General features: G+C 45.3%; 13 protein-coding genes. All 13 read left to right on the top strand.

Annotation, left to right across the window (positions count from 1 at the left end; translation table 11 throughout):
• The first annotated feature begins 2 nt into the window (after positions 1 to 2).
• The 13 genes from NO989_RS05600 (at position 3) to atpD (ending at position 13,141) form a co-directional block, all read left to right on the top strand.
• Complete coding sequence (locus NO989_RS05600; protein ID WP_014951458.1) at positions 3 to 830, top strand: ATP-binding protein; 828 nt, start codon at positions 3 to 5, stop codon at positions 828 to 830.
• An 895-nt stretch (positions 831 to 1,725) separates the two neighbouring features.
• Positions 1,726 to 3,627 carry a tRNA uridine-5-carboxymethylaminomethyl(34) synthesis enzyme MnmG gene (gene mnmG, locus NO989_RS05595; RefSeq protein WP_014951457.1) on the top strand — a complete coding sequence of 634 codons (1,902 nt, stop codon included), beginning with the start codon at positions 1,726 to 1,728 and terminating at the stop codon, positions 3,625 to 3,627.
• Positions 3,628 to 3,945: 318 nt separating this feature from the next.
• Positions 3,946 to 4,581 (top strand): 16S rRNA (guanine(527)-N(7))-methyltransferase RsmG, encoded by a 636-nt coding sequence (gene rsmG / locus NO989_RS05590; RefSeq protein WP_014951456.1) that lies wholly within the window; start codon positions 3,946 to 3,948, stop codon positions 4,579 to 4,581.
• A gap of 35 nt (positions 4,582 to 4,616) precedes the next feature.
• Positions 4,617 to 5,411: a ParA family protein gene (locus NO989_RS05585; protein ID WP_014951455.1), complete on the top strand. Its 795-nt coding sequence runs from the start codon at positions 4,617 to 4,619 to the stop codon at positions 5,409 to 5,411.
• Positions 5,412 to 5,456: 45 nt separating this feature from the next.
• The gene (locus tag NO989_RS05580) at positions 5,457 to 6,335 is read left to right on the top strand and encodes a ParB/RepB/Spo0J family partition protein (RefSeq protein ID WP_014951454.1); all 879 of its coding nucleotides are present in this window, start codon (positions 5,457 to 5,459) and stop codon (positions 6,333 to 6,335) included.
• 206 nt (positions 6,336 to 6,541) lie between these two features.
• Positions 6,542 to 6,928, top strand: coding sequence for an ATP synthase subunit I (locus tag NO989_RS05575; protein ID WP_014977839.1), 387 nt, complete (start codon positions 6,542 to 6,544; stop codon positions 6,926 to 6,928).
• Between the two features lie 101 nt (positions 6,929 to 7,029).
• The gene (gene atpB / locus NO989_RS05570) at positions 7,030 to 7,863 is read left to right on the top strand and encodes a F0F1 ATP synthase subunit A (RefSeq protein WP_239247346.1); all 834 of its coding nucleotides are present in this window, start codon (positions 7,030 to 7,032) and stop codon (positions 7,861 to 7,863) included.
• 99 nt (positions 7,864 to 7,962) lie between these two features.
• Positions 7,963 to 8,184 (top strand): F0F1 ATP synthase subunit C, encoded by a 222-nt coding sequence (atpE, locus tag NO989_RS05565; RefSeq protein WP_012520222.1) that lies wholly within the window; start codon positions 7,963 to 7,965, stop codon positions 8,182 to 8,184.
• A 45-nt stretch (positions 8,185 to 8,229) separates the two neighbouring features.
• Entirely contained in the window at positions 8,230 to 8,700 is a 471-nt protein-coding gene (gene atpF, locus NO989_RS05560; protein WP_014951452.1) for a F0F1 ATP synthase subunit B, read from the top strand.
• A gap of 14 nt (positions 8,701 to 8,714) precedes the next feature.
• Positions 8,715 to 9,248, top strand: coding sequence for a F0F1 ATP synthase subunit delta (gene atpH / locus NO989_RS05555; RefSeq protein ID WP_014951451.1), 534 nt, complete (start codon positions 8,715 to 8,717; stop codon positions 9,246 to 9,248).
• Positions 9,249 to 9,261: 13 nt separating this feature from the next.
• Positions 9,262 to 10,803 carry a F0F1 ATP synthase subunit alpha gene (atpA, locus tag NO989_RS05550; protein WP_014951450.1) on the top strand — a complete coding sequence of 514 codons (1,542 nt, stop codon included), beginning with the start codon at positions 9,262 to 9,264 and terminating at the stop codon, positions 10,801 to 10,803.
• A gap of 58 nt (positions 10,804 to 10,861) precedes the next feature.
• On the top strand, positions 10,862 to 11,722 hold the full coding sequence (gene atpG, locus NO989_RS05545; protein WP_012520217.1) for a F0F1 ATP synthase subunit gamma: 861 nt from the start codon (positions 10,862 to 10,864) through the stop codon (positions 11,720 to 11,722).
• A 33-nt stretch (positions 11,723 to 11,755) separates the two neighbouring features.
• A complete protein-coding gene (atpD, locus tag NO989_RS05540; protein WP_014951449.1) occupies positions 11,756 to 13,141 on the top strand; it encodes a F0F1 ATP synthase subunit beta in 1,386 nt (461 codons plus the stop codon).
• The last annotated feature ends 34 nt before the right edge of the window (positions 13,142 to 13,175 follow it).

The following is a 13,175-nucleotide window of genomic DNA, read 5'->3' as shown; positions in this document are numbered from 1 at the left end:
TTATGGATCGTATAACCGACAAAATTGCTAATTTAGCGAGAGCGCTCAACAAAGACGTCGATCCCAATCGTGAATACATCGACTATAAAACGCTGCGTAAGCAGTACGAGGCGAAAGCGAACGAAGAAGTATCACAACTACAGCAGCGTAGTAAAAAAGCGCGTGTAGAGGCTATTCATGGCCGTTCTGATCTGAATCCTAAATGGACCTTCGCCAACTTAGTTGAAGACAGTGACGATGTGATTGAAGCCGTATCGATAGCTCAGTCTTTTATTGCTGCCCATGACGACCCTGCATGGCGTCAAAGCGGCTCGCATATGATGCTGTTTTACGGCGATTACGGTCGTGGTAAATCACATATTGCCGGTGCCATTGCCCATCAACTTATAGAGCAGTACGAAATTTCAGTGCTTTATCGTCAACTGTCTACACTGCTTGAAATGCGCAATTTCTCGTTTGATTTTGGGGCTTCGGACAACGCGGGGCAGCGCTTCAGGGAGATCAATCAGGAACTGCTAGACGTTGATCTGCTTATTCTTGATGAGGTGTGTGTAAACGAAAGCGTGTTAAAGAAAAATGCGCAGAGTTGGTTTGGTAATCTGCTAAGACAACGCTTGGTAAACAAGAAAAACTGTATTTTGATCACCAATCACAATTTAGCCGAACTTGAAAATGCCCTTGGCCCCTATTGTTTTGAGTCGATTAAAGAGTACGACACTTACAAAGTTAGGTTCCAAGGTCCAAGCCGCCGTGAAGGCTTAACCATTGAACAAGAAGACATGCAAGGCTCTGTTTCACAGCCACGCTATCAACCCAACCAGGTGCGCTAATAGCACCTGGTTTCCCCTCTCTCGAAACCTAGCCCTTACTCTGCTAGGTCTTTTCCTTCATTAAACCTTATTGCATGTTCCTGTTGTGCCAGGTAATAGCGAATCACTTAGCCTATTGATCACGCTTTTACCAAAACAATACGGTTTTAATTCATAGATACACTCAACGATCTCCTTCAGTTAAACAAATAACCATTCTTTCAGACCCACTTCTACCTTATAAAAGTGACTGAATTTTGGTCAGCTCCTATGTTTTTCTCCTGAAAAATGGGCTGTTTTGAAAAAATAATCTTGTCGTTCATAAAAACGTGCAGTTTTTTTGAAGGTGTTGATAAATGCGATCGGGCGATCTAATCACAGCTTTTGGAAAAGATCTCCTCCACAATGAGATCACGCTATAACGCACGTAAATACACGATCTTTTGATCGCGATACATAAATAGCAAACATTTTATCCCCAGTTGGATCACATCTTGATCACCCCTGTGGATAGGATCCTACAAACCACTGTGCATAAGCTTTGATCGAAAAAAGAATAACTTTTCAAACGATTCGGGGTGTGGATAAAAAGGCCATTTATACACAAGTTTGAGATAGGGTTATGGATCGGGGTTTCCCAATGTTATTGATCGCGTAACTTGATGATCTTTATGTGCTTTGATCGGTTACCCACAGATCTTGATGATCCTAATAAAAGTAAAAATAAACAGATCTAAAAGAGATCTTAAGATCTTATAATTCGATCACACCTTTTCAAAAACAGGTTTTGAGGAAAATTTAATCATTTTCTTTATCCAATAAGTCAGATAAAATACGCGCCCTTTTTTCAGCAGTCTCTGCGTGAGAAAAATTAGTTTTTAATCGGCTTATCGTAAGTTAATAGTGAGGTTTAACCATGTTTTATGCTGAAGCATTTGATGTCATCGTTGTAGGTGGTGGACATGCAGGTACAGAAGCGGCACTTGCAGCTGCTCGCATGGGTGCAAATACGCTGTTGCTCACTCACAATATTGAGACGATAGGCCAGATGTCGTGTAACCCTGCAATTGGTGGGATCGGTAAAGGTCATCTTGTAAAAGAGATCGATGCGTTAGGCGGTGCAATGGCACTGGCTATCGACAAAGGCGGTATTCAGTTTAGAACATTGAATTCTTCTAAAGGCCCAGCTGTTCGTGCAACGCGTGCGCAAGCTGACCGTACGCTTTACAAAAACGCCATTCGCGACATTGTTGAAAATCAAGAAAACCTAACCCTGTTCCAACAGAGCGTTGACGATCTGATTGTTGAAAACGATCAGGTATGCGGTGTTGTTACGCAAATGGGCTTGAAGTTTAAAGCCAAGTCAGTGGTACTGACAGTGGGTACTTTCCTTGGCGGAACCATTCACATTGGCCTTGAAAACTATCGCGGCGGTCGTGCCGGCGATCCACCGTCTATCGCACTTGCAGATAGACTACGTGCCCTTCCGTTTCGTGTTGACCGTTTAAAAACTGGGACACCAGCAAGACTTGATGCTCGCTCGTTAGATTTTTCTGTAATGCAGCCTCAACCTGGTGACAATCCTACGCCGGTATTTTCGTTCATGGGTGATAGAACTATGCACCCTACACAGATCCCGTGCTATATCACCCACACTAACGAAAAAACCCACGATATCATTCGCGGGGGATTAGATCGCTCACCCATGTTTACAGGGGTTATCGAAGGTATCGGACCGCGCTATTGCCCAAGTATCGAAGATAAGATCACCCGTTTTGCAGATAAGACATCGCATCAAATTTTTGTTGAGCCAGAAGGTTTAAACAGCATTGAAGTTTATCCAAATGGTATTTCAACCAGTTTGCCATTTGACGTACAGATGAACCTTGTCCGCTCGATCAAAGGTTTTGAAAATGCGCACATTGTTCGTCCGGGTTATGCAATTGAATACGATTTCTTTGATCCACGCGATCTGAAACAAACACTGGAAACGAAGTTTATTCGAGGTTTGTTCTTTGCTGGCCAAATTAACGGTACTACTGGCTATGAAGAAGCGGGTGCGCAAGGGTTAGTAGCAGGCGCAAACGCAGCGCTACAAGTTCAAGAAAAAGACCCGATGATTTTACGCCGCGACCAAGCATACATGGGCGTACTTATCGACGACTTAGCCACCATGGGTACGAAAGAGCCGTACCGCATGTTCACTAGCCGTGCAGAATACAGACTACTGCTTCGTGAAGACAATGCCGATAGCCGTTTAACCGCGATGGGCCGAGAGATTGGTCTTGTTGATGATGCGCGCTGGGCGAAATTTAACGACAAGATGGAAGCGGTAGAAAGTGAGCTGCAGCGTCTACGCGGTCAGTGGATCCACCCTGATCACGCGGCAACGCCGGAACTCAATACCATGCTGAAAAATCCGGTGAGTCGTGAACATTCTCTTGAAGAACTGATCCGTCGACCTGAAATGACTTACGGTCAGTTAATGGAAATTGAAAGTGTTGGCCCAGGTCTTGAAGATCCGGTTGCTGCAGAGCAAGTGGAAATTCAAATTAAGTACGCTGGCTACATTGCCCGTCAAATGGATGAAATCGCGAAAACGCAGCGACACGAAAACACCCTGTTGCCGGTTGATATGGACTTCAGCAAGATTTCCGGCTTGTCGAACGAGGTTGTAGCCAAGTTAACCGAAGCCAGACCGGAAACAATCGGTAAAGCATCGCGTATTTCGGGCATTACCCCGGCGGCCATCTCTTTACTGCTGGTTTACCTTAAAAAACACGGCATGTTGCGCAAGCAAGAGAAAATCAGTGCGTAAAACACGCGCTTAACTCAACACATTACTCGCAGCGCTTAGTTTTTCCTATTTATTCGCGTATTATGATAATCATAATTGCCTAAACTATGCGAAAACTAGAAAAACTCGGCGCTTTTCACACTGTCCCATTGCACCAATTTACATTCGTTGTGCGGCTTTGATTAATTTATGTGGCTTCTTCAAGCGCACTTGTATCGAGCATGAAGAGCTGCATTAAGAAACGGCTGTAAATGAGCGGCGAATAACGATTCGCCACGGGTGTTTATGGTATGGACTGTGTAGAGCAAAAAACATTAACGCGAACAGACAGATTTTTCGATGACGATACAGCAAGAATTGCACACCATTTTGGTGTCTGGACTCGATGCCCTTTCACTAGATTTAAGTGATAAGCAACAGCAGCAGTTAGTTGACTATGTGCTGCTTATGGACAAATGGAATAAGGCGTACAACCTGACTTCTGTGCGCGATCCTAAGCAAATGATGGTGAAACACATTCTAGATTCGCTGGCCATTGTGCCCTTTCTTGATGGTAACAATATCATTGATGTTGGAACGGGCCCTGGCCTTCCAGGTATGCCGTTGGCAATCGCGTTTCCAGATAAATCATTCACATTGCTTGACTCATTGGGCAAGCGTGTACGGTTTATGACCCAATGTGTGCACACGCTTGGATTAACTAACGTAACTCCTGTGCAAAGCCGCGTTGAAGAGCACAATGGCGATACGCCTTACGATATTGTGCTAAGCCGAGCTTTCGCTTCGCTAAAAGATATGTTGCACTGGTGTCAGCATCTGGTAGATTCAGAAGGTCAATTTTTGGCGCTTAAAGGTCAGTTTCCACAAGATGAGATAGACGAAGTGAGTGATCACTTCCATGTGAGCAAAACGGAAAACCTCACTGTGCCAAATTTGGTAGGCGAACGACATCTGGTTTGGCTAAAAAAGAAATAGCCGAAAAATAGAAATAGACGAGAACAGGATCTAACGTGGCTAAGGTAATCGCGATCGCGAATCAAAAAGGTGGTGTTGGAAAGACAACCACTGCAGTTAACGTGGCAGCGTCAATGGCAGCAACCAAGCGTAAGGTGTTGCTCATTGATCTCGATCCACAAGGTAATGCGACCATGGGAAGCGGCGTTGATAAATACGACGTTGAATCTACGGCATTTGAATTGTTGATTGAAGAAAAGCCAATTAACGATGTTATCGTTAAAGCGACAAGCGGCAAGTATGACCTCATCGCGGCGAACGGTGACGTAACCGCGGCAGAAATTAAGCTGATGGAAATGTTTGCCCGTGAAGTAAGGCTTCGCAACGCGCTGAAGCCCGTTATGGATTACTACGATTTTGTCTTTATCGACTGCCCGCCTTCGCTAAACCAGTTAACTGTGAACGCCCTGGCGGCTGCCGATTCGGTAATGGTGCCTATGCAGTGTGAATATTACGCACTAGAAGGCCTCACTGCCCTTATGGATACCATTCAAAAATTGGCATCCGTAGTGAATCCAGAATTGAAGATTGAAGGCGTATTGCGTACTATGTACGACCCGCGCAATCGCCTTGCTAACGACGTTTCAGAACAGCTGAAGCGCCATTTTGGTGAACAGGTTTATCGTACGGTTATTCCGCGCAATGTTCGTCTAGCTGAAGCACCAAGCTTCGGTACGCCAGCGATGTACTATGATAAGTCATCGACAGGCGCTAAAGCCTACTTGGCACTGGCGGGTGAAATACTGCGTCGTAGGGACAAAACAACGCCTGCACAGGCAAAAGCAAGTTAAACGACAATAAGCTGAACACTATCAGCACATGCCATAGAGGACACTATGTCAGCACGTAAAAGAGGCCTTGGCCGCGGTTTAGATGCGCTACTCGCAACCAGCCAATCATCTGCTCAAAAAGAACAAGATGCCGCCGAGGTAAATTCAACCAACGGTGAGTTAAGCAAGCTCCCTATTGAATACTTAGTGCCGGGCAAGTATCAGCCTCGTAAAGACATGTCACCTGAAGCATTAGAAGAATTGGCATCGTCCATTCGTGCGCAAGGTATTATTCAGCCTATCGTAGTGAGAAAAGTCGACGAGCACCGCTATGAAATCATTGCCGGTGAACGTCGCTGGCGAGCTTCACAACTGGCACAGCTAGACGAAGTGCCTTGTTTGGTTAAGAACGTGCCTGATGAAGCGGCAGTGGCCATTGCGCTTATCGAAAATATCCAGCGTGAAGATTTAAATGCCATGGAAGAGGCGCAAGCCCTCGACCGTTTAATGAATGAGTTCGCGCTTACCCATCAAGAAGTTGCTGAAGCGGTGGGCAAATCACGCACCACAGTGACAAATTTACTTCGTCTGAATAATTTGAACGACGACGTGAAACTGTTAGTCGAGCATGGCGATATTGAAATGGGTCATGCTAGAGCGCTGTTAGCGCTAGAAGGTGATACCCAGTCGGAAACTGCGCAAGTAGTATCGGGCAAAGGTCTTACCGTGCGCGATACAGAAAAGCTTGTTAAAAAGCTTTTGGAGCCAGCTAAACCTAAGCCTGAGAAGAAAGTTGATCCCGATGTGCAAAACCTTATGACACGACTTTCAGAAAATTTAGGCACTCCTGTGAGTATTGACCACAATGCGAAAGGCAAAGGCAAGCTGACAATTAGCTTTAGCGACCTTGAACAATTAGATGGAATTATCTCTAAAATTCAATAGCTTAAAATAAAATTACTAGAGAAATCCCCTTTGCCTACCCGCAATTGATACGCTGTTCGGTGCAAACGCCGGACACTCTCCTTTCCGGTTATAGCAATAGAAAATTTTCAGAATAACTTTCAAAAAGCGTTGTACTGTTGAAAATTGTCGGTAAAACAGTATACTTCTGACGCTTTTTGTAAGACGTGAACAAGCTGCGAGTAAAAGTGACGAACAAGTTAGCAAAACGCGGGTTAGACCTCGCCAAGAAAGGGCTACTTTTTCAGGCTGTCACGGCCCTAGTCGTTACCGCTTTCGCAGGCGCCGCAGGAGGAAGTCATTCCGCCATGTCGGCAGCGGCAGGCGCTTTAATCAGCATTTTGCCGAACAGTGTTTTTATGGCTTTCGCGTTTCGTTACGCAGGTGCCAGTAAAAACGACCTTGTTGCACGGAGTTTTAGCCAAGGCTCAAAATTGAAGCTGGCACTGACAATCATTTTATTTGTAATTGCTTTTAAAGGCTTAAACGCCGCGCCATTAGAGATTTTCATGGCATTTGTGATTACAACCGCTAGCCACGGGCTAGCCATGTTTCATTACGGTACGAAAGAATAAAGACAGCGCGAGGCGTTGCGATAACGAAAACAACGTATTCGACCGATTGAGACAAAAGAACCAGTCACCAAATTTTTACACTTTACAACTTGGGTTAAACAATGGCATCTGAATACACTACCTCAGAATACATCAAGCACCACTTGACCAATGCCACCATGTGCTCAACTGACAACGGAATTGCTTTTAACAAAGCGTGTTCTGGCGCCGGTTTTTGGGCATGGCATGTTGATACACTGGCATGGTCTATCGGTCTTGGTCTTCTTTTCCTAATTATCTTTAGAAGCGTTGCTTCAAAAGCGACAACCGGCGTACCTGGCAAAATGCAGGCGTTTGTTGAGCTTGTTGTTGAGTTTGTTGACGACAACGTTAAAAGCACTTTCCATGGTAAGAGCGCACTTATTGCGCCATTAGCACTGACTATCTTTGTATGGGTATTGCTAATGAACCTTATGGACTTGGTGCCAGTTGATCTTATTCCATGGGTATCTGGTCTTATCGGCCAAGCGGCTTTTGGCATGGATCCACACGACGTTTACAACAAGGCAGTTCCAACCACTGACCTTAACTTAACGTTCGCACTGGCTTCAGGCGTGTTTATTCTTATTCTTTTCTATTCAATCAAGATGAAAGGCATTGGCGGTTTTGCAAAAGAACTGACTATGCAGCCTTTCGGTCACCCTATCTTTATTCCGGTGAACTTTATTCTTGAAACCGTTACTTTGCTTGCGCGTCCGCTTTCACTAGCACTGCGTTTGTTCGGTAACTTGTATGCCAGTGAGCTAATCTTCATTTTGATTGCTACAATTGGTTATTTCCAGCTTCCACTGCACTTCATGTGGGCTGTGTTCCATATTCTGGTACTTCCGCTTCAAGCGTTTATTTTCATGATGCTTACCATCGTGTACTTAAGCCTGGCGTGTGAAGACCACTAAGCATTAACGGGTGTCGGTTTTGATTTTTAATCGACACCGTTTTTACAGAGTTTGACTTTTAAACATTAACTTTAAATTTAACTTAAATCGGAGACGTAAATGTTATACATCGCTGTTGCACTACTGATTGGTCTTGGTGCCCTAGGTACCGCTATTGGTTTCGGTCTACTAGGTGGTAAATTCCTTGAATCTGCTGCTCGTCAACCTGAACTAGCACCTCAACTACAAGTTAAGATGTTCATCGTAGCGGGTCTTATCGACGCCATCGCGATGATCGGTGTTGGTATCGCTCTATACCTATTGTTCGCTGTTGGTGCCTAATTCTACTAAACACTTTTTTAGCGAACTTTAAGAGGAGGGGCGATTGTGAATTTTAACGCCACTTTTATTGGTCAATTAATCGCCTTCGCTGTGTTCGTGGTGTTCTGCATGAAATATGTATGGCCTCCACTAATGGCAGCGATTGAAGAACGTCAGAAGAAAATTGCCGATGGGCTTGAAGCTTCTGAGCGTGCAGAGAAAGACCTAGAGCTTGCTCAAGCGAAAGCTACTGAGCAATTGAAAGATGCGAAAGCGCAAGCAGCTGAAATTATCGAGCAGGCTAAAAAGCGTGCCAACCAATTGGTTGACGAAGAAACGCAAAAAGGCCATGCGGAACGCGAAAAGATTATCGCTTCTGGTTATGCCGAGATTGAAGCTGAACGCAATCGTGCCAAAGAAGATTTGCGCAAGCAGGTTTCTGCACTTGCAGTAGCTGGCGCACAGCAAATCTTACAACGTGAAATCGATGCAAACGCACAAAACGACATTGTTGAAAAACTTGTCGCTGAGCTTTAATAGGGAGATGAGCCATGTCTGAATTGACAACCGTTGCTCGTCCTTATGCTAAAGCTGCTTTCGATTTTGCTGTCGAGAAAGACGCCGTTGCAAAATGGCAAGAAATGCTCGCCTTTGCAGGCGCTGTAGCAGCGAACGATGACATGCACCAGCTTTTGTCTGGTGCGGTTGCCGCTGACACGCTTGCCGACATTTTTAACAATGTTTGTGGTGAGCAACTCGACGAACACGGCCAAAACCTGGTTAAGGTTTTGGCTGAGAATAAACGTTTAGCCGCGTTGCCTGAAATTTCTACTTTGTTTGATGCATTTAAAGCAGATTACGACAAAGAAATAGAAGTGGACGTAACCTCAGCATCTACGCTGACTGATGCGCAACAAAATGAGTTGGTTGCATCTTTGGAAAAACGTTTGGCACGTAAAGTGAAGCTTAATTGTAACGTGGACCCTGCCCTGATCGCTGGAATGGTAATTAATGCCGGCGATACAGTTATTGATGGTTCCGTAAAGTCGAAATTGAACCGTCTAGCAGACGCGTTGCAAGCATAACGGGGATAAGAGCATGCAACTTAATTCCACTGAAATTGCTGAACTGATCAAGAAAAGAATTGAACAGTTCAATGTAAGCAGTGAAGCACGTAATGAAGGTACTATCGTCGCAGTAACTGACGGTATTATCCGCATTCATGGCCTTGCAGATGTAATGCAAGGAGAAATGATCGAGCTTCCTGGAAGCCGTTACGCAATTGCACTAAACCTTGAGCGAGACTCTGTAGGTGCAGTTGTTATGGGTCCTTATGCGGACCTTAAAGAAGGCGATAAAGTACAATCTACTGGTCGTATTCTTGAAGTACCAGTAGGTAACGCACTACTAGGTCGTGTTGTAAACACACTAGGTGAGCCTATCGATGGTAAAGGCGCAATCGATGCAGCTGGTTTCGAACCAGTTGAAAAAATTGCACCTGGCGTAATCGAGCGTCAATCGGTAGACCAGCCAGTACAAACTGGTTATAAGTCAGTTGACGCCATGATCCCAGTAGGTCGTGGTCAGCGTGAGCTTATCATCGGTGACCGTCAGTGTGGTAAAACAGCAATGGCTGTTGACGCTATCATCAACCAAAAAGGTACAGGCATTAAGTGTGTGTACGTAGCGGTTGGTCAGAAAGCATCTACTATCGCTAACGTAGTACGTAAACTAGAAGAGCACGGTGCACTTGACCACACTATCGTGGTTGCAGCATCTGCATCTGAGTCTGCTGCGCTTCAATACCTAGCGCCTTACTCTGGTTGTACTATGGGTGAATTCTTCCGTGACCGCGGTGAAGACGCGCTAATCGTATATGATGATTTGTCTAAGCAAGCTGTTGCTTACCGTCAAATCTCACTACTACTTAAGCGTCCACCAGGCCGTGAAGCTTACCCAGGTGACGTATTCTACCTTCACTCACGTCTACTAGAACGTGCTGCACGTGTAAACGAACAATACGTTGAGCGTTACACAAACGGCGAAGTGAAAGGTAAGACAGGTTCATTGACTGCGCTTCCAATTATCGAAACGCAAGCTGGTGACGTATCTGCATTCGTACCAACTAACGTAATCTCAATTACCGACGGTCAGATCTTCCTAGAAACTGACTTGTTTAACGCAGGTATCCGTCCAGCGGTTAACGCTGGTATCTCGGTATCTCGTGTTGGTGGTGCTGCACAGACTAAAATCATCAAGAAGTTGGGTGGCGGTATCCGTCTAGCCCTAGCTCAGTATCGTGAACTTGCGGCGTTCTCGCAGTTTGCTTCTGACCTTGATGATGCAACTCGTGAGCAACTTGAGCACGGTGAGCGCGTAACTGAGCTAATGAAGCAGAAGCAGTACGCACCACTTTCAATTGCTGATATGGGTGTATCTCTGTTCGCGGTAGAAAAAGGTTTCCTTAAGGGTATCGAGCTTAACAAAATCCTAGATTTTGAAGCCGCTCTTCACTCTTACATGAACAGCGAACACGCTGACCTTATGAAGACTATCAACGAATCAGGTAACTACAACGACGAGATTGCCTCTAAGTTGAACGACGCTTTAACAAACTTTAAAGCGACACAAACTTGGTAATCAATGGTGCTGGTGTTTAACCACCAGCGCAATTCGTTGAGTAATCGGAGAGATAGTCATGGCCAGCGGTAAAGAAATAAAAGGTAAGATTGGGAGTATCAAAAATACTCAGAAGATTACCAGTGCGATGGAAATGGTTGCTGCGTCTAAAATGAAAAAGGCGCAGGAACGCATGGCTTCTGGCCGTCCATATGCACAAAATATGCTTAAAGTGATTGGTCACATTGCAAACGGTAACCTTGAATATCGCCATCCTTATTTGGAAGAGCGTGAAGTCAAGCGCGTCGGTTACATTGTGATTTCCACTGACCGAGGCTTATGTGGTGGCTTGAACACCAATGAATTTAAGCTCGTCACTCAAGACGTCAAAAAATGGCGTGAACAGGGTGTAGAAGTGGATTTCGCTGCATTAGGTTCTAAGGCGTGCAGTTTCTTCAACCGCTTTGGTGGCAAGTTGCTTGCTGCTGAATCTGGTTTAGGTGACAAGCCGTCTGTGAGCGATGTAGTGGGTGTTGTACGCGTTATGCTTAAAGCGTACGACGAAGGACAAATTGACCGAGTATTCTTGGTATTCAATGACTTCGTTAACACCATGACACAGAAACCTGTGATCAATCAGTTATTGCCTTTGCCAAAGTCAGAAGACGAAGAATATCAACATCGTTGGGACTACATCTACGAGCCAGATCCAAAAGAAATTTTGGAAGCACTAATGGTTCGTTACATTGAGTCTCAGGTGTATCAGGGTGTTGTAGAAAACGCGGCGTCAGAACAAGCTGCGCGAATGGTTGCCATGAAGGCAGCAACCGACAACGCCGGTAACCTCATTGATGAGTTACAACTGGTATATAACAAAGCGCGTCAGGCTGCAATCACACAAGAAATCAGTGAGATTGTGAGCGGTGCCGCAGCGGTGTAGGCAAAGGTTTAAAAGAGATAACGAGGACAAATTATGAGTCAAGGTAAGGTCGTCCAAATCATTGGCGCCGTTGTGGATATTGAATTTCCACAAGATGCGGTACCAAGAGTTTATGACGCACTACGAGTTACCGAAGGTGACTTGTCAGGTCTAACCCTGGAAGTGCAACAGCAATTAGGTGGTGGTGTTGTTCGTGGCATCGCACTAGGTACTACTGACGGACTAAAACGTGGTCTTGCAGTGGAAAATACCGGTAACCCAATCATGGTTCCAGTTGGTACGAAGACACTTGGTCGTATCATGGACGTATTGGGTAACCCAATCGACGAAGCAGGTCCAATTGGTGAAGAAGAGCGTATGTCTATTCACCGTGAAGCGCCTAGCTACGAAGATCAGTCTAGCTCGGTAGAACTACTAGAAACTGGTATCAAAGTAATCGACTTGGTTTGCCCATTCGCTAAGGGTGGTAAAGTTGGTCTATTCGGTGGTGCGGGTGTAGGTAAAACCGTAAACATGATGGAACTTATCCGTAACATCGCAATCGAGCACAGCGGTTTCTCAGTATTCGCTGGTGTTGGTGAGCGTACGCGTGAGGGTAACGACTTCTATCACGAAATGAACGAATCAAACGTACTTGATAAAGTATCGCTTGTATACGGTCAGATGAACGAGCCACCGGGTAACCGTCTACGTGTTGCACTTACCGGTCTAACAATGGCTGAGAAGTTCCGTGACGAAGGCCGTGACGTTCTATTCTTCGTAGATAACATCTATCGTTATACCCTAGCAGGTACTGAAGTATCAGCACTTCTAGGTCGTATGCCATCTGCGGTAGGTTACCAGCCTACTCTTGCAGAAGAGATGGGTGTACTTCAGGAACGTATTACGTCAACGAAGACAGGTTCAATCACTTCAATCCAAGCGGTATATGTACCTGCGGATGACTTGACTGACCCATCTCCAGCGACAACCTTTGCTCACTTGGATGCAACGGTAGTACTTTCTCGTGATATCGCGTCTCTTGGTATCTATCCTGCGGTAGACCCACTAGATTCAACGTCTCGTCAGCTAGACCCGCTAGTAATTGGTCAAGAGCACTATGACGTAGCACGTGGCGTACAGACTGTTCTTCAGCGCTATAAAGAGCTGAAAGACATCATCGCGATCCTAGGTATGGACGAACTATCTGAAGAAGACAAGCAAGTGGTATCACGTGCTCGTAAGATTCAGCGTTTCCTATCTCAGCCGTTCTTCGTAGCAGAAGTATTTACTGGTGCACCTGGTAAATATGTATCGCTAAAAGACACAATCAGTGGCTTTAAAGGCATTCTAGACGGTGAGTACGATCACCTTCCAGAGCAAGCCTTCTACATGGTTGGTTCTATCGAAGAAGCGCTAGAGAAAGCCAAGAAAGCATAATGACAGGGCTAGCAGTTGCTAGCCTAGCATCATG

The organism is Alteromonas sp. DY56-G5 (assembly GCF_041414725.1).
Lineage (GTDB): Bacteria > Pseudomonadota > Gammaproteobacteria > Enterobacterales > Alteromonadaceae > Alteromonas > Alteromonas macleodii.
Note: the sequence above shows the minus strand (reverse complement) of the source record. Positions and strands in the feature narration are given on the sequence as shown.